The organism is Pseudomonas sp. NC02 (genome assembly GCF_002874965.1).
GTDB lineage: Bacteria > Pseudomonadota > Gammaproteobacteria > Pseudomonadales > Pseudomonadaceae > Aquipseudomonas.
Map to the genome: position 1 here is coordinate 3,662,303 of NZ_CP025624.1, position 15,568 is coordinate 3,677,870.

Annotated in this window: 17 protein-coding genes; 9 read left to right on the forward strand and 8 right to left on the reverse strand. The window is 60.3% G+C overall.

Translation table 11 applies throughout. The annotated features are described in order from the left end of the window. Positions 1-86 precede the first annotated feature (86 nt). Entirely contained in the window at positions 87-1,328 is a 1,242-nt protein-coding gene (locus tag C0058_RS17300) for a hypothetical protein (protein WP_008436119.1), read from the reverse strand. A gap of 330 nt (positions 1,329-1,658) precedes the next feature. On the opposite strand from C0058_RS17300, the gene C0058_RS17305 reads away from it, so the two are divergent. After that, the gene (locus C0058_RS17305; protein ID WP_102369171.1) at positions 1,659-1,919 is read left to right on the forward strand and encodes a DUF2790 domain-containing protein; all 261 of its coding nucleotides are present in this window, start codon (positions 1,659-1,661) and stop codon (positions 1,917-1,919) included. A 155-nt stretch (positions 1,920-2,074) separates the two neighbouring features. Continuing rightward, on the forward strand, positions 2,075-2,473 hold the full coding sequence (locus tag C0058_RS17310) for a hypothetical protein (RefSeq protein WP_102369172.1): 399 nt from the start codon (positions 2,075-2,077) through the stop codon (positions 2,471-2,473). Positions 2,474-2,484: 11 nt separating this feature from the next. On the opposite strand, the gene C0058_RS17315 is transcribed toward C0058_RS17310, so the two are convergent. Both C0058_RS17315 and ilvA read right to left on the reverse strand, forming a co-directional pair. Then, positions 2,485-2,760, reverse strand: coding sequence for a DUF1652 domain-containing protein (locus tag C0058_RS17315; protein WP_063029815.1), 276 nt, complete (start codon positions 2,758-2,760; stop codon positions 2,485-2,487). Positions 2,761-3,272: 512 nt separating this feature from the next. Further along, positions 3,273-4,292 carry a threonine ammonia-lyase, biosynthetic gene (gene ilvA / locus C0058_RS17320; protein ID WP_102369173.1) on the reverse strand — a complete coding sequence of 340 codons (1,020 nt, stop codon included), beginning with the start codon at positions 4,290-4,292 and terminating at the stop codon, positions 3,273-3,275. A gap of 258 nt (positions 4,293-4,550) precedes the next feature. On the opposite strand from ilvA, the gene C0058_RS17325 reads away from it, so the two are divergent. Next, on the forward strand, positions 4,551-4,754 hold the full coding sequence (locus C0058_RS17325; RefSeq protein ID WP_017475587.1) for a ParD-like family protein: 204 nt from the start codon (positions 4,551-4,553) through the stop codon (positions 4,752-4,754). Then, a complete protein-coding gene (gene map / locus C0058_RS17330; protein ID WP_102369174.1) occupies positions 4,751-5,506 on the forward strand; it encodes a type I methionyl aminopeptidase in 756 nt (251 codons plus the stop codon). The genes C0058_RS17325 and map overlap by 4 nt, the downstream gene beginning before the upstream one ends. A gap of 135 nt (positions 5,507-5,641) precedes the next feature. On the opposite strand, the gene C0058_RS17335 is transcribed toward map, so the two are convergent. Continuing rightward, on the reverse strand, positions 5,642-6,583 hold the full coding sequence (locus C0058_RS17335) for a magnesium transporter CorA family protein (protein ID WP_008430799.1): 942 nt from the start codon (positions 6,581-6,583) through the stop codon (positions 5,642-5,644). Positions 6,584-6,589: 6 nt separating this feature from the next. Continuing rightward, positions 6,590-8,176, reverse strand: a complete 1,587-nt coding sequence (locus tag C0058_RS17340) for a RimK family protein (RefSeq protein WP_102369175.1) — start codon at positions 8,174-8,176, stop codon at positions 6,590-6,592. 94 nt (positions 8,177-8,270) lie between these two features. Here C0058_RS17340 and C0058_RS17345 point away from each other — a divergent pair, with 94 nt between their 5' ends. Then, positions 8,271-9,371 (forward strand): GNAT family N-acetyltransferase/peptidase C39 family protein, encoded by a 1,101-nt coding sequence (locus tag C0058_RS17345; protein ID WP_003215276.1) that lies wholly within the window; start codon positions 8,271-8,273, stop codon positions 9,369-9,371. Here the strand turns inward: C0058_RS17345 and sfnG are convergent. Next, entirely contained in the window at positions 9,355-10,446 is a 1,092-nt protein-coding gene (sfnG, locus tag C0058_RS17350) for a dimethylsulfone monooxygenase SfnG (protein WP_087692696.1), read from the reverse strand. The two genes, C0058_RS17345 and sfnG, sit on opposite strands and share 17 nt — an antisense overlap. 263 nt (positions 10,447-10,709) lie before the next feature. Here sfnG and C0058_RS17355 point away from each other — a divergent pair, with 263 nt between their 5' ends. After that, positions 10,710-11,945 carry an acyl-CoA dehydrogenase family protein gene (locus C0058_RS17355; RefSeq protein WP_102369176.1) on the forward strand — a complete coding sequence of 412 codons (1,236 nt, stop codon included), beginning with the start codon at positions 10,710-10,712 and terminating at the stop codon, positions 11,943-11,945. On the opposite strand, the gene C0058_RS17360 is transcribed toward C0058_RS17355, so the two are convergent. Together C0058_RS17360 and C0058_RS17365 are read right to left on the reverse strand one after the other, a co-directional pair. Next, a complete protein-coding gene (locus tag C0058_RS17360) occupies positions 11,942-12,727 on the reverse strand; it encodes a sulfite exporter TauE/SafE family protein (protein ID WP_008430805.1) in 786 nt (261 codons plus the stop codon). The two genes, C0058_RS17355 and C0058_RS17360, sit on opposite strands and share 4 nt — an antisense overlap. An 82-nt stretch (positions 12,728-12,809) precedes the next feature. Then, a complete protein-coding gene (locus tag C0058_RS17365; RefSeq protein ID WP_087692698.1) occupies positions 12,810-13,589 on the reverse strand; it encodes a class I SAM-dependent methyltransferase in 780 nt (259 codons plus the stop codon). Between the two features lie 137 nt (positions 13,590-13,726). Between C0058_RS17365 and C0058_RS17370 the strand changes: the two genes are divergently transcribed. From C0058_RS17370 to C0058_RS17380, 3 genes are all read left to right on the forward strand, one after another. After that, positions 13,727-14,248: a DUF3455 domain-containing protein gene (locus C0058_RS17370; protein ID WP_003215266.1), complete on the forward strand. Its 522-nt coding sequence runs from the start codon at positions 13,727-13,729 to the stop codon at positions 14,246-14,248. A gap of 70 nt (positions 14,249-14,318) precedes the next feature. Next, entirely contained in the window at positions 14,319-14,846 is a 528-nt protein-coding gene (locus tag C0058_RS17375; RefSeq protein ID WP_102369177.1) for a sigma-70 family RNA polymerase sigma factor, read from the forward strand. Next, positions 14,843-15,526 carry an anti-sigma factor domain-containing protein gene (locus tag C0058_RS17380; protein WP_102369178.1) on the forward strand — a complete coding sequence of 228 codons (684 nt, stop codon included), beginning with the start codon at positions 14,843-14,845 and terminating at the stop codon, positions 15,524-15,526. Before C0058_RS17375 ends, C0058_RS17380 begins: the two co-directional genes overlap by 4 nt. The last annotated feature ends 42 nt before the right edge of the window (positions 15,527-15,568 follow it).

A 15,568-nucleotide genomic window follows, 5' to 3' on the forward strand; every position in this document is an offset into this window, starting at 1 on the left:
TCCGATTGATGGGCCTGGCGGCGACGGTAGCAAAAGCGATTAACTTGGCTGTATCAGACTTGTCCGGTAAACCGGTGAGCCTTTTTCTATGGCAGCGTTGCAACGACTGCATCGTCGGTGCCCGTGCTGTCTTCAGCACCGCCTGCCACATAAGTGCCGTTTGGGGATATCGCCGTCAGACCGCTTTCCTGACCGCCGCCGAACTGTGGAATGGCCACGGTTCCCGTCGCAGAAGTCCAGGTGGCGGCCTGGTGATGCTCGCCGGCATTTTCGCTGGTCAGTGCCACGACGTCGTTATCACTCAAATCCACGAAGCCTATATGTGTGCCGCCTGCCAACGGCGGAATCAACTGAGTGCTGCCCGACGAAGGCGTCCAGAAGGCCAACAGATGATGGCCATTGCTGTCCTGGTACGACACAACGGCATGCCCGTTATTGTTCAACCGCAAACCGGTGATTCGAGATGCCCCCGATACACCACTGATGCTGCTCAACTGAACCGGCGTGGCGCTTGGATTGGGCCAGTAGACGGCTTGGGGCACATCCGGCGCCGAGAAGTGGCAAGTGCCCAGCAACTGCACTGCATTGTTTACGCTGCTTACGCTGCAGCCCGTGCTACCGGCAGGTGTGGTCAAGGGCGTCGTGACCAAGGTGCCCAGTAGCCCGGTTTTCTGCACGACTTTGGCGACGGTGTTGCCAGACGCAGGATTCGGGCAGTCGAGCGCAACGGTGGGCACACCGTTTATAGGCGTGTTGTTGATGTCGGCGGGAAAGCAGTTGTCGTGCAGGGCGGACACTTGAAGCGGGGCTGTACTCCCGGAAAACCACAACACTGCCGTTGCGTCACCGGTACCGCTTAAGCTCGCCCCGGCCAATACATCGCTCTGGTTGAAGGCACTAATGACAGTGCGCGCCTCAGGCAGTAATCCAGTGCCCAATACCGAGACGGCTTGCAACGCCACCGGCGCAGCGCCCGGCGTAGCGCTGTTCCAGATGACGGCGGTGGCTCGATTGTCTGCCATTTTGCATGAGCCCGCTATTTGTCCGTTATTGTCTATAGCCACGGCGGTGCAGCCTTGGCCACTCACCAATGGCGGTAGCGGAACTTCAGTGCCTGCCGTGGACGCGACCCACGCCACGGATGGCCCCGAAGTAGTGCCCGGGGTACAGGTACCCACCACAACGCCCGAGTTGTTGACCGCCAAGGAAACACATTGCTTCCCGGCAGCCGTGCCTTCACCGACGAATGTTGCTGCGCTGACAGCGCCCGTATAGGCAGTTGCACCCGCCATCGCGAGAACCAGCGTGCGGTTGATCAAATTGTTCATGGCTATTCTTTCCTTGGAGGCCAGTTTGATGGCCGGCGGGTGAGACGTTTCAAGCGCCGGGGCAACCTAGTTATGGCACAGTTCCCAGGACAGACAACTGTCAGAGTTGACAGGTTGTGAGGTGATAAAAAAAGGCGTAATAGATGCTTCCCTCACGCAGCCCACGCCCCCATGAAGATGAAGCTTTTGTCAGTAAAGCCTCACTTAATCGATGGTTAATCCCCCGGGAAGACAGTTGATTCGACCGCACTCGCACGGCTCCAGCCGTTGCCCAGGGCGGCCGCGGCTCATCACGTTGTTGAGCCTGCGAACGACTTGCGGAGAAACACCATGAAACTGCGTACGTTAATGCTCGGTGCTGCACTGGCCCTGACGGCTGTAACGGGGATGGCGCAGGCTGACACCGCACCCGTCGTCACGCCTTATCACTACGGCGAGAAGATGGATGTGCAGAAGGTGCTTGCCATGCATGAAACCGATACCAATGAATGCAAGGTGATCAAGGCCGATATCAAGTTCGTGGACAGTCAAGGGAAAGTCCAGGACGTGGGCTATCACAAACTGTCGGAAGCCTGTGATTTCCAGAATTGAACCGATCGTTTTTTTTGTAGGAGCGAGCTTGCTCGCGAAAGACCCCAGCGAAACGCGGGAATCCTGAATGTAAGCGATGGCCTTGCGTTCTTCGCGAGCAAGCGCGCTCCTACAGGGGTATCCTTGAGCGCTCGTTACGGCTGAAAGGATTCGCCATGCAAGTGCACTTCCGTCCCCTCGCTACCTTCACTGCCCTGCTGTGCTTTGCCCTCGCGCTGATCTGGGGTTTGCGCCCGGACCTGCTCCTGTGGGTGTGGAGTGTTGAATACTCCAGCGCCACCGGCCTGGTCGCCCGACGCAACGCCGCGCTGTTCCTGGCCATTGGCATCATGTTTTACCGCGCCCGCCATTCCCCACCTGATGCGACACGGCACGCCATGACCTCCGGCTTTGCGATCGGCTGTTTTGTGCTGGCGATGTTGGGGATCAGCGAATGGATCAGCGGCCATGCGGGCCCGGGGATTTTGCTGGCGGTGATCACGGAAACGGCGTTGGGCCTGGCGTTTCTCCAGGCCCGCAAGTCTTCACTGATTGAAGCTCAACCGTCCGTTTAATAGACGTCCGTTTAATAGAAAGGACGCGCACCGGCTCGTTTGAGGGCCGGGGCATGGGTGTGGGTGTGCTTGAGGTCTTCACGCAACTCGGTAATCAAATTGCAGATCGCCCGACTGCTGTCGAGCTTGTTCGCGCAAATGCCGGTGACCACCAAGTCGACCCGGTCATGGTCGATCTCGTGATAAACCTTCACCGTCAGCGAGGCGTCTGGCGCCTTGGTGACTTCACAGCGCTTAGGCAGAAAACTTCCTTCAATAATGCCGCGTAATTCCAGATCCGAAAGCATGGCCGACCTCTCCTTTTATGAGATTGCCAATCGATTGTTATCAATATTCTTTATTCGTACGGCTGGCGAACGCGGTGACACGCTCGCCGTTTGCGCCTGACCAGCCCTGGCAGACGGCTTTGCTTACCCAGCGTACTAGGCTCGCTCGAAATGCGTTGGATCCTTTCCTCATAAGCGACGACATTACTTATATAAGTTACGTGGCAGACCGCCATCAACCCTCCCGTTTGAGGTATGAACCGTCGTGCTTGTAGCTCATTCAGAGTTGTAACAGGATCTTATAAAGCATTAAACGTGCCGCCATACGCACTGCCCTGCGCCCCAGACAAATCGGGGCTTTCGGACAAAATTACGTGCCGTCGATTCATGCGTCTTGCAATGAGCCTCCCTTGGCATCATGCAAATTGAAAGACCGCTCGCTATAAGTGCCCGCAACAAACTTTTTGACGCCTTCATAACCACTATCCAAACGGATGAATGTAACTAAATTAAACAGTCTTTAGGTTAAACGTTTAACCTGTCTGAGCAGCCACTCGTTCAGCAACATGCCGCAAACTATCGAAGTTGATATTGGCCCCGGAGTTGATCGCCACCCATGTTTGCCCCTGGAGGCCAGTCTTCCCGACATACTTGCGGATACCGGCGACAGCCAGGGCACCTGAAGGCTCAGTGATCGAGCGCGTATCGTCGTAGATCAGCTTGATGGCACTGCACAGTTCGTCATTGCTGACGGTGATCACTTCATCCACATGGTGCCGGCAGATTTCAAAACCATAGGCGCCGATCTGGGCCACGGCCGTGCCATCGGCAAAGCTGTCGACACTCGGCAACACCACCCGGCTCCCAGCGCGCAAGGCTGCCAGCAGGCAACTGGAGCCTTCGGGCTCGACGCCGATGATGCGCACTTCGGGCCGCAGGTATTTCACGTAGGCCGCGATACCGGCGATCAACCCGCCGCCGCCCACCGGGACGAAGATCGCGTCCAGCGGGCCCTGCTGCTGACGCAGCACTTCCATCCCCACTGTGCCCTGCCCGGCAATCACGTCCGGGTCGTCGAACGGCGAAACAAACGTACTGCCGGTGGCCTCGGCCAATTGCAACGCATGGGCCAAGGCGAACGGAAAGCTGGCCCCATGCAACACCGCCTCGCCGCCTCGGGAGCGTACGCCCAACACTTTCAGCTCCGGGGTGCTGCACGGCATGACAATCGTCGCCTTGATCCCCAACTCCCGCGCCGCCAATGCCACGCCCTGGGCATGATTACCCGCAGAAGCAGTGATCACGCCTCGCGCCTTTTGCTCGGCACTGAGCTGCATCAGTTTGTTGTAGGCGCCTCGAATCTTGAAGGAAAAGGTCGGTTGCAGGTCCTCACGCTTGAGCAGGATCTGATTGCCCAGCAATGCCGACAGCGCCGGCGCCACCTGCAACGGCGTACGCACCGCCAGGTCGTAGACCGGGGCGGCCAGGATCTTCTTCACGTAGTGCTCAAGCAATCCCGAATCTTGGGGCTGGCTCGCCGGGCGGGTACTCATGGATGTCTCCTGGGTGTTTACAAGGCCCTGGAGACGGAAAAACAAAACCCGCCTCTAGGGCGGGTTTGGGTGCAGCCGTGTGCTATCCCGCCAAATGAGGAATGGCGGTAATAATGCTTGGCTGGCAACGAAAGGTTTGAAATGTCATGAATCAAAATTAACCGGCGCCATCCGGCAAGTCAATGGCGAAACGCCAGGCTTTACGCGAAGCATACGAAACGTATACGCTTTGTATATCAACCCTGCACAGTGAAGCTTATGGGCATCGTCAAGATCACCGACCAATTGCACGAACAACTCCGTCTGGCCAGCGCCACCATGGACCGTTCCATCAACGCCCAGGCCGAGTTCTGGATCAAGATCGGCCTGCTCGCCGAGCTCAATCCGCACCTGGCCTATAACGACCTGATCAACAAGCTGTTGCTGGACAAACCCGACCTGATCCGGGGGCGCGCGCAATGATCAAGACGGCGGAACAACTCGCGGTGATGCGCGAATCCGGTCGCCTGTTGGCCCAGGTGTTTACCATGCTCGACGGCTTTGTCGCCGCCGGCCAGTCGACCCTGGAGATCGACAGCGCCGTCGAAGCTTTCATCCGCAACGACCTGCAATCGCGGCCGGCGAGCCTGGGCCAGTACGACTACCCCTTCTGCATCAACACCTCGATCAACGAGGTGGTGTGCCATGGCATGCCGAGCGCCAAAGCCGTGCTCAAGGATGGCGACATCGTCAATATCGACATCACCCTGGAAAAAGGCGGTTTCATTGCCGACTCCAGCAAGATGTACATGATCGGCAACGTCGCGCCCAAGGCCCGGCGCCTGGTGGAAATGACGTTTGAGGCCATGTGGGCCGGGATCCGCCAGGTCAAACCCGGCGCGCGCCTGGGGGATATCGGCTACGCCATCCAGAGCCATGCCCAGAACAACGGCTACAGCGTGGTGCGTGAATATTGCGGGCACGGCATCGGCCGCGAGATGCACGAGGACCCGCAGGTCCTGCACTTCGGCCGCCCCGGTACCGGGCTCGAACTGCGTGAAGGCATGGTGTTTACCATTGAGCCGATGCTCAACCAGGGCAGCGCCAAGGTGCGCAGCTTGAAGGATGGCTGGACGGTGGTGACGCGGGACAACAGCTTGTCGGCGCAGTGGGAACATACCGTGGCGGTGACGCGGGATGGGTTTGAGGTGTTGACGTTGCAGCCGGACGTCTGAATGGCGCACATCCCCTGTGGGAGCGGGCTTGCTCGCGAAAGCGGTGTGACAGTCGCCATCTACAGTGACTGATCCACCGCTTTCGCGAGCAAGCCCGCTCCCACATTTAGACCTCAGTGATATTCAGGATTTTAGTCATACTGCCTTGTCACCACTCCCCGCAATCCGCTTCAACCCCAGCACCATCAACCCCGCCCCGAGTCCCATCGCGGCCATGAACAACGGGTACGAAATCCACCACGGCGTGCCCGCCGTCATCATGCTGAACTCCGACATCCCGCCCACGCTGGCGATCAGGTTCAACGGCAGGAACACCACGTTGATCAGCGTCAGCTTGCGCAGCAGGTTGTTCATGCTGTTGTTCATCAGGTTGCCCCGGGCGTCGATCAGCCCGGAGAACACGTTGGAGTAAATCTCCGCCTGCTTGTAGCACTGGTTGTTCTCGATAATCAGGTCATCGATCAGGCCCAGTGTTTCAGCGCTGAAATGTTCCTTTTCCCCATGGTTGCGCAGGCGCGTCAGCACCGCGCCGTTGCTGTGCAGGGCGTTGATGTAATAGATCAGGCTTTCGCTGAGGTTGAACATCTGCATCAGGTGGCGATTGCTCATCGATGCATTGAACTGCTGCTGCAGTTCCCGGGCGACCATCTTGATCACCTTGAGGTGGCCCAGGTAGTGATGGATGTTGTTGAGCAGCAAGTCCAGCAACACATCCAGCGGCGTGCGCAATGGCCGGCGCGCCCCCAGCCCGGAAAGCTGGCTGTCGTCGGTGGCGATCACCAGGAGTTGGTCCCCGGAAAACAACAGGCCGCAGGACGATACTTCAAACACCAGGTTGCCGCCGCCGGAATAGTTCTCCGGGCGCTTCCAGATCAGGAACAGGTTATCGGGGTGGAACTCGATGCGCGACACTTCGTCCGGGTCCAGCGCCGAAGCCAGGGCGTGTTCATCGAGCTTGTAGCAGTCGCGCAGGTACTTGCGCTCGTGGGGGTCAGGATTGCTGAACAGCAAGACATCCCCGCCGTCCCCCAGGCTGTTGTACAACTTGCCATCGGTTAATTCAAAGCGCTGGATCATCGCGCGTCACCACACCTGGCCTTGACGCTTCAACTCCAGGCGTCGCACGAACTCTTCCAGTACCAGGGAATACAAGTCGTCTTGCAGGTAGGCATCTTCGATGCCGGCGTCCATGTTGGGGTTATCGTTGACCTCGATCACCACCACCTTGTCGCCGGACTGCTTGAGGTCGACGCCGTACAGGCCGTCGCCGATCAGGTTGGCGGTTTTTACCGCCAGTTCCACCACCGCCTTGGGGGCTTCGTGAACCGCCAGGGTACGGCACTCGCCGTTGATGTCCTGGCCGATGGCCTTGTGGTTGTAGATCTGCCAATGCCCCTTGGACATGAAGTACTGGCAGGCAAAGATCGGTTTGCGGTTGAGGACGCCGATGCGCCAGTCGTACTCGGTGTAGAAAAATTCCTGGGCCAGCAGCAACACGGAATGCTCGAACAGTTCGGCGGTGGCGGTCAGCAGCGCTTGCTGGCTTTCGACCTTGATCACGCCGCGGGAGAAACACCCGTCGGGGATCTTCAGCACCAGCGGGAAGCCGAGGCGCTCACCCACCCTTTCGAAATCTTCGGGTCGCTCCTTGTAGAGAATTTCGGTGGCGGGCATGCCCAGTTGATGGCTTTTCAGCAGGTCCGTGAGGTAGACCTTGTTGGTACAGCGCAGGATCGAGGCCGGGTCGTCCATCACCACCAGCCCTTCGCTTTCGGCCTTTTTCGCGAAGCGGTAGGTGTGGTTGTCGACGCTGGTGGTCTCGCGGATCAGCAGGGCGTCGTATTCGGCCAGGCGGGCGTAGTCCTTGCGTTCGATCAGTTCCACGTCGATGCCGAGCCCCTTGCCGACCCGGACGAAATTTTCCAGGGCGCGGGCGTTGGACGGCGGCAGTTGTTCCTGCGGGTCGTGCAGGATCGCCAGGTCATAGCGGGCCAGACGGCGGGAGCGCGGTTGACGCCAGATCTTGCGGCTGAAGTTGTCCAGGGCATTCGCGAATTGGTCTTCCTGGTCATCACGCAACTTGTGCAATACGCCAGACTTGATGCCTTCGATGTGCCAGCCGTTATTCTTGCGAAACTCAACTAACAGGATCGGACAGGGAAACGCTTCAAACAATTGGCGGGCCAGATCCTGCAAGGGTTCAATATTGGTCCGGCCAAAGTAAAGTGTCAGGGTAAAGCCTTCAGTGTTGCTGTAGAGATGATGACTCAAGGTTTTATCGAGGGTTTTATCCAGGTCATCCAGGGCCAGGCCGTACAGGGACTTTTTCGTCAGTTCGCTGATGGTGCGCACCGACGGAATCACCTTGTGCCCCCGCGCCTCGGCCAGCAGCGAGCAGTAGTAGCCGTGCCCCAGGTACTTGTAGCTGCGGCACAGGTTGATCACCTGCACGCGCTTGCCCGTCTCGTTTTCCCGGGTTTGCTCAAGGTATTCCTGGGCGGTGACGATGTCTTCGCTGGGGAAGTACGAGGCCCAGTCTTCCTTGCGCTCGACAATGATTACGACTTGACTTGCACTCTTGGGAGGGCTGGAAAAATAACCGTTGGAAGTTATTGTCGCCGCCACTGTTTGCTCGGATACTTCACGCCAATGACCTTGTACCGCTGACATATTGATTGATCCGCTTTAGAGAACTAGACCTTTTCTATTAAGCACGATCTTTTAGAGAAGTCCCGTTTCGTTACGCAACTTTTACGGCGGTCACATGGCTCTTTCCTTTCGCGTTGCAACACCCGATGACGTGCCTGCATTGGTGGCATTGGAACAGCACTGTTTCACCACGGACCGGCTCTCCACCCGCAGCTTCCAGTGGATGGTCAGTCGCGCCCACGGGCAACTGCTGGTGGCAGAAAAACACGGCGAATTGCTGGGCTACGCCCTGGTGTTGTTCCATCGTGGCACCTCCCTGGCGCGCCTGTACTCCATCGCCATCGCCGAGTCTTCCCGGGGCCTGGGCCTGGGCAAACAACTGCTGACGCGCATCGAAGCCTGTGCGGTGGAGCATGACTGCGCCTACCTGCGCCTGGAAGTGCGTACCGACAACCCCGGCGCCATCGCCCTGTATGAGCGCAACGGCTACCGGCGCTTTGCCCTGGTCAACGACTACTACGAAGACCACGCCCCGGCCCTGCGCCTGGAGAAACGCATCCTCCAGCACCAGGACGCGCGCGCCTTGAGCGTGCCCTATTACCAGCAAACCACCGACTTCACCTGCGGCGCCGCCAGCCTGCTGATGGCCATGGGTGCCCTGGAACCTGCGCGGGTGGCCCAGCGCCGGGAAGAACTGCAGATCTGGCGCGAGGCAACCACCGTGTTCATGACCGCCGGCCATGGCGGCTGCAGCCCCCAGGGTTTGGCGCTGGCCGCCTGGCGCCGGGGCTTTCGGGTGCGCATGCAGGTCAATGTCAGCGGGCCGTTGTTTCTCGACGGGGTGCGTGATCAGCATAAAAAAGACGTCATGCGTTTGGTGCATGACGCCTTCGAGGAAGAGTTGGCCTTGAGCGACGTTGAGCAAGTGCTCGGCGGCCCGCTGGATTTACCCCAGGTGCTGCGCGAAGGCGGCCAGCCGCTGGTGTTGATCAGCAGCTACCGCCTGACCCGCTCCAAGTCGCCCCACTGGGTAATCGTCACCGACTGCGACGAAGACTTCGTGTACCTGCACGACCCGGACGTGGATCACAGCCAGCACCGCCAGCCCATGGACTGCCAGCATCTGCCGGTCAGCCATGGGGAGTTCGAGCGAATGTGCCGGTTCGGCAATAACAAATTGCGGGCAGCGGTGGTGGTGTTCAGGCGACTTGCTTGATCCCGGCCTTGGCTTCCAGTTCGCGCACCAGCGGTAATACACGCTTGCCGAAGTATTCCACTTCTTCCTGAAAGTGCAGGAAGCCGGCCAGTACCAGGTCCACGCCGACCGCCTTCAAGGCGACGATGCGCTCGGCAATCTGCTGCGGGGTGCCGATCAGGTTGGTCTTGAAGCCGTCGTTGTATTGCACCAGATCCTCGAAGGTCGACTTGGCCCAGTTGCCCTCACCTTCCGGTGACGCCTTGCCCGCCTGTTTCGCCGCATCGCCAAACGCGTTGACGGCTTCCGGGTCGGCCTGCTCGATGATTTGCGCGAGCACGGCGCGGGCTTCTTCCTCGGTGTCGCGAGCGATCACAAACGCATTCACACCGACTTTCACCGAATGGTTATTGGCCGCCGCCTTGGCGCGAATGTCATCGACCTGAGCCTTGATGCCTTCCGGGGTATTGCCGTTGGTGAAGTACCAGTCCGACACCCGTGCCGCCATGTCCCGCGCGGCCCGCGAACTGCCACCCTGGAAGATTTCCGGGTGGGGCTCGCCCAGTGGCTTGGGCTTGAGGCTGTAGTTGTCGAAGCGGTAGAAATCACCCCGGAAGGTGAAGTTGTCCTGGGTCCAGATGCCTTTCAGGGCGCGGATGAATTCCTCGGAGCGGCGATAACGCTCGTCGTGCTCCAGCCAGTGTTCGCCGATGGCCTGGAATTCACCCTTGAACCAGCCGCTGACGATATTGACGGCAACGCGGCCGTTGGTGAGTTGGTCGATGGTTGCCAGTTGCTTGGCCGCCAGCGCAGGTTGCCAGGGGCCTGGCAGGATTGCCGCGATCACCTTGAGCTTGGTGGTGGCCGCCAGCAACGCGTGGCTGAACGCGACCGACTCATGCTGGTATTCGGCGCCATAACCGGCGGTGAAACGAATCTGTGTCAGGGCGTATTCAAAGCCGGCTTCTTCAGCCAACTGCGCCAGCTTGCGGTTGTAGTCGATGCCCCAATGGGTGCGCTGTTCGATCTTGCTAACCACCAGCCCCCCGCTGACGTTGGGCACCCAGTAGGCAAATTTGACGGCTTGCTGACTCATTGGACTGTACCTCGCGGATTGGCATGTACGAGGTGTGGAGCAGCAACTGTGCCAGTGGGCGTGAGAGGCCCGCACTACCGGCCTTCGAGCGCGGAAACAGGCGAAAAGCAGCCTGTTCCGAGCTGTCGTGGATTGCAGCGGTTTGTCGTTTTGCTGTTGCAGGAACAACAGTTGAATCGGCACCCGTCCCGTAAATACGTGCCTTCGCGCCCGGCATGGACCGTGCAATAGCTCACCTATCTCACTGCCCAGGAACCGTCCCCATGACCGAACATCACGTGATCAATCCACTGTCCACCGGCGTCGATTATCACGCCCTGGCCGAACGCTTCCGGCCGATTTTCCAGCGCATCGCCGAGGGTGCCGTAGAGCGCGAACAAACCCGCGCCCTGCCCTACGAGCCGATCCAATGGCTCAAGCAAGCCGGCTTTGGCGCCGTGCGCGTCCCGGTGGAATACGGCGGTGGCGGCGCCTCCCTGCCCCAGCTATTCGAACTGCTGATCGAACTGGCCGAAGCCGACTCCAACGTGCCCCAGGCCCTGCGCGGGCACTTCGCGTTTGCCGAAGACCGCCTGAATGCCGCCCCCGGCGCGGCGCGAGACCTCTGGTTCAAACGCTTTGTCGACGGTGACATCGTGGGCTGCGCCTGGACCGAAATCGGCAGCGTGGCCATCGGCGATGTCGTCACTAAAGTCAGCCCCGACGGCGACAAATGGAAACTCAACGGTGAAAAGTTCTACAGCACCGGCAGCCTGTTTTCCGACTGGATCGACGTCTACGCCCAACGCAGCGACACCGGCGGCGATGTGATTGCCGCCACCCGCACCCGCCAGCCCGGCGTGGCGCAAAGCGATGACTGGGACGGCTTTGGCCAACGTACCACCGGCAGCGGCACCTCGCGTTTTACCGATGCGGTGGTGGAGGCGGAAAACGTCATCGACTTTGCCACGCGCTTCAAATATCAGACTGCGTTCTATCAGTTGGTGCTGCTCGCCACCCTCGCCGGCATCGGCCGCGCGGCCCTCAAGGATGTGGCGCATCAGGTGCGCAGCCGCAAACGGATCTACAGCCATGGCAATGCCGCCCATGTGAGCCAGGACTCGCAGATTCAGCAGGTGGTGGGTGAAGTTGCAGCACTGGTATACGCCGCCGAAGCCAGCGCATTGAAAGCCGCAGTTCCAGCGCAGCGGGCTTATGTGGCGCGGTTCGGTGGGGACGATGCCGTGGAGCACGAAGCCAATGTGGCCGCCGAAATCGAATCAGCCACGGCGCAGGTGGTGGTCTCGGAACTGATCCAGCGCGCCACCACTGAACTGTTCAACGCACTGGGGGCTTCGGATGTGCGCCAGGGCAAAGCCCTCGACCGGCACTGGCGCAACGCCCGCACCGTGTCGTCCCACAACCCGGTGATCTACAAGGCGCGGATTGTCGGCGACTGGGTGATCAACCGCACCGAGCCGCCGTTCGTGTGGCAGATCGGCAATGGGCCGGCGCGTTAAAACGCCAGCTTGAAGCCGATCATCACCAGCATGAACGCCAGGCAAGGACGCAATATCCCGTCCGGAACCTTGCCGGCCATGTGGCTGCCGACATAAATCCCCGGCAGCGAGCCCAGCAACAGGAAGCCCAGCAGGGTCCAGTCCATGTTGCCCATGCTGGCGTGCCCTAGGCCGGCGACCAGGGTCAGCGGCACGGCGTGGGCGATTTCGGTACCCACCAGGCGCTTGGTGGCCAGGAACGGGTACAGGATAAACAGCGCCACCGTGCCCAGGGCACCGGCGCCGATGGAGGTCAGGGCCACCATGGTGCCGAGGACAGCGCCGGTGATGATGGTCAGCGCATTGAGGTTGCGCGGCGCCATCTTGTAGTCGTCGCCGGCATGCCGCTGGGCAAAGGCCAACAGCTTGTTCTTGAACAGGATCGCCGTGGCCGTCAGCAGCAAGACCACGCCCAGGGACTGCTTGATCACCGCGTTCAAGGCGGCGGGGTCGGTGTCCAGGCTCTTGAGAAACCACAAGGTCAGCAACACGGCGGGCACGCTGCCCAGGGTCAGCCAGCCGGTGATGGTCCAGTCGATGTTGCGATTCTTGCTGTGAACCAGCACCCCGCCGGACTTGGTGATGGCGGCGTACAACAGGTCGGTGCCCACGGCGGTGGCCGGGTTGATGCCGAACCAGAGCAGGATCGGCGTCATCAACGAGCCCCCGCCTACACCGGTCATTCCCACGATAAATCCAACAATCAGGCCAGCAATCGAGAAACCAAAATTACCTACATCCATTACCACTACCTGCGGCCTTATAAAATTCTGGCCGCAGCATAGCGATTTTTCTTATAACTACTTATATCAAAACGATCTGACTTTATGCCTTTCTGGTCAGCCGCTGGCTGCGATAAGCCTGGGTCTGGTACGGAAACGCAACCGTCTCACGGCCGCGCAAGGCCGGATGCGTGTTGATCAGCGACTGCAACTGCTCAGTGACCTGCGCCTTTTCTGCCGGTGGCAATGCGGCGATAAAGCTCACGGAAAGGAAGCGGTCCATGATCACTTCCTGGGGGCTGCCGACATGGCTGTAGGGGAAGCAGGTCATTTCGGGGGCGGAAAAATACTCGCCGGTAAAGGCCTCGCGCCAACGTCCGGTATGAAAGCGCGGTGTGTCGCCCTCGTAGGGCGTGATGATTTCGGTGATGGCCGCGACCCAGTCCACCGACTCATCCCGCACATTCCAGATCAACCCCAGGCGACCGTCCGGCTTGAGCACCCGGTGAATTTCCGCCAGGGCCGCTTCCGTGGAAAACCAATGGAACGCCTGGGCGCACACCAGGGCATCAGCGGTGGCCGCCTCCAGGGGGATGGCTTCAGCGGTGCCCGACAGCAGGCGCACCTGGGGCAGCAGTTTGTGCAACTGCGCCCCCATTGCCTCCACCGGCTCCACTGCGATCAACGTCGGCGCCACGGTGCTGAGCAAGCGGGTGAACTTGCCGGTGCCGGCGCCCAGGTCGATGACCGTGGAGTGGGGATTGATCTGCAGGGCGTCGGTGAGCCAACCCGTGAGTTGCCGTGGATAGTCCGGCCGGCCTTGGGCGTACGTGACGGCCTGAGTAGAGAAACCCTGTTGAGCAGACTTGTGAACACCGGTCATCGTCAATCTCTCCTCTGGTAGTGCGGGGGCCCACAGTGTGCGCCCTTGAAGATTTATTTTCTAATCGCTGCATCCGTTTGCGCGTGCCGTGGGTAGTACAGGTAGCAGCGCCTTGCTGCCCCTATGGAGAGACACCGATGAACGCCAAAGCCCTGTTCTGCGTGACCTGCCTGTTCGCCGCTGCACCGACTGCCTTTGCCCAGACCGGTTTACCCGACAGCATAAAGGTGCCGGACGGCCACAAGGTGACCATGGAAACCACCGGAGTCGGCGAAATCACCTACGAATGCCGGGACAAGGCCAATGCTGCCGGCCAGACCGAATGGTTTTTCGTCGGTCCCAAGGCGGTGCTCAATGACCGCAGCGGCCAGCAGGTCGGTAGCTACTTCGGCCCGCCGGCCACCTGGCAGGCCAAGGACGGTTCGAAAGTCACCGGCACCCAGTTGGCCGTGGCGCCGTCCAGCCCTGGCAACCTGCCTTATCAACTGGTCAAGGCCAACCCCGCCGAAGGCAAGGGCGCGATGAGTGGCGTCGCGTATATCCAGCGGGTGGCCCTCAAGGGCGGCGTGGCGCCAGGCACGGAATGCACGGCGGCCAACAAGGGCAAGCAGGAAGTGGTCAAGTACCAGGCCGACTACATCTTCTGGGCGGCCAACTGACCAGATTCGTCTACGCTGCTGCCAAAGCGCCCCGGGCTCACCGCCGGGGCCTCCACCTGGAAACCTGTCTTTGCCTGAAGCCGATTTTGACTATCAAGCCTGCCTGCTGGCCTGTGCCCGTGGCGAACAACCGGCCTTGCGCCGGCTGTATCAACAGGAAAGCAGCCGGCTGCTGGGGGTCGCGTTGCGCATCGTGCGTGACAAGGCGGTGGCCGAAGATATCGTGCATGACGCCTTCATCAAGGTCTGGAACGGCGCGGCCAGTTTTGACCCGCACAGAGGCTCGGCCCGCGGCTGGGTATACAGCGTGACCCGGCACCTGGCGCTAAATGCCGTGCGCAGCAATGGACGCGAGGTGCCCCTCAGCGAAGAGCATGAAAGCGCAGAGCGCGCTGACACCTTCGACTATCAGGCGCACTCGGCGCGGATCTACAGCTGCCTCGAACAACTCGACCCGGCCCGCCGCAACTGCATCCTGCATGCGTATGTAGACGGTTATTCCCACAGCGAAATCGCGCACAAACTCGGCACCCCGCTGGGTACCGTGAAAGCGTGGATCAAACGCAGCCTCGCGGCATTGCGTGAGTGCATGGCATGAACAGCATCGACGAACTGGCCAGCGAATATGTGCTGGGCACCTTGCCCATCGAGCAACGCACCGAGGTGGAACAGCGCCTGGCCACCGATGCCGACTTGCGTGCGGCAGTGGACGCCTGGGAACAGCGCCTGCTGCCACTGACTGGACAGGCCGCCCCGGCAACGCCTTCGGTGTATTTATGGCGACGCATCGAGCGCAGCCTGGGGCATTCAGCCACCCGGGACTCGTCGGTCTCATGGTGGAACAGGCTGGCGTTGTGGCGCGGACTGGCCGGCGCCGGCATCGCGGCGAGCCTGGTATTGGCGACACTGCTGTTGACCCGTACGGCCGCCATCAACCCGACCGCGTATGTGGTGGTGCTGGTAGCCCCGCAAAACCAGGCCCCGGGCTGGGTAATCCAGGCGAGCAATACCCAGGAAATCCAGCTGATTCCCCTGGGCATCATGGAAGTACCGGCAGACAAGACGCTGCAGTTCTGGACCAAGGGCGAAGACTGGCAAGGCCCGGTGTCGCTGGGCTTGGTCAAGCCTGGACAGACGTTATCTGTGCCCCTGGACAAACTCCCGCCACTGGCGCCGAACCAGCTGTTTGAGCTGACCCTGGAAAATCCCGGCGGGTCGAAAACCGGCAAGCCGACAGGTCCGATTCAGGCAATTGGCCGGGCCGTTAAAGTAATCTGAACGTAATGCAATGTTGTGGAAGGCCAGTTCGCGCATGTGCAT

Excerpts from the sequence above, each read along its gene's own strand:
- map (WP_102369174.1), top strand. The coding sequence starts at position 4,751 with ATGATCAAGACGGCGGAACAACTCGCGGTGATGCGCGAATCCGGTCGC.
- C0058_RS17365 (WP_087692698.1), bottom strand. The coding sequence starts at position 13,589 with ATGACCGGTGTTCACAAGTCTGCTCAACAGGGTTTCTCTACTCAGGCC.
- C0058_RS17345 (WP_003215276.1), top strand. The coding sequence starts at position 8,271 with ATGGCTCTTTCCTTTCGCGTTGCAACACCCGATGACGTGCCTGCATTG.
- C0058_RS17355 (WP_102369176.1), top strand. The coding sequence starts at position 10,710 with ATGACCGAACATCACGTGATCAATCCACTGTCCACCGGCGTCGATTAT.
- C0058_RS17305 (WP_102369171.1), top strand. The coding sequence starts at position 1,659 with ATGAAACTGCGTACGTTAATGCTCGGTGCTGCACTGGCCCTGACGGCT.
- C0058_RS17340 (WP_102369175.1), bottom strand. The coding sequence starts at position 8,176 with ATGTCAGCGGTACAAGGTCATTGGCGTGAAGTATCCGAGCAAACAGTG.
- C0058_RS17380 (WP_102369178.1), top strand. The coding sequence starts at position 14,843 with ATGAACAGCATCGACGAACTGGCCAGCGAATATGTGCTGGGCACCTTG.
- ilvA (WP_102369173.1), bottom strand. The coding sequence starts at position 4,292 with ATGAGTACCCGCCCGGCGAGCCAGCCCCAAGATTCGGGATTGCTTGAG.
- sfnG (WP_087692696.1), bottom strand. The coding sequence starts at position 10,446 with ATGAGTCAGCAAGCCGTCAAATTTGCCTACTGGGTGCCCAACGTCAGC.
- C0058_RS17360 (WP_008430805.1), bottom strand. The coding sequence starts at position 12,727 with ATGGATGTAGGTAATTTTGGTTTCTCGATTGCTGGCCTGATTGTTGGA.
- C0058_RS17335 (WP_008430799.1), bottom strand. The coding sequence starts at position 6,583 with ATGATCCAGCGCTTTGAATTAACCGATGGCAAGTTGTACAACAGCCTG.
- C0058_RS17370 (WP_003215266.1), top strand. The coding sequence starts at position 13,727 with ATGAACGCCAAAGCCCTGTTCTGCGTGACCTGCCTGTTCGCCGCTGCA.
- C0058_RS17300 (WP_008436119.1), bottom strand. The coding sequence starts at position 1,328 with ATGAACAATTTGATCAACCGCACGCTGGTTCTCGCGATGGCGGGTGCA.
- C0058_RS17315 (WP_063029815.1), bottom strand. The coding sequence starts at position 2,760 with ATGCTTTCGGATCTGGAATTACGCGGCATTATTGAAGGAAGTTTTCTG.
- C0058_RS17325 (WP_017475587.1), top strand. The coding sequence starts at position 4,551 with ATGGGCATCGTCAAGATCACCGACCAATTGCACGAACAACTCCGTCTG.
- C0058_RS17310 (WP_102369172.1), top strand. The coding sequence starts at position 2,075 with ATGCAAGTGCACTTCCGTCCCCTCGCTACCTTCACTGCCCTGCTGTGC.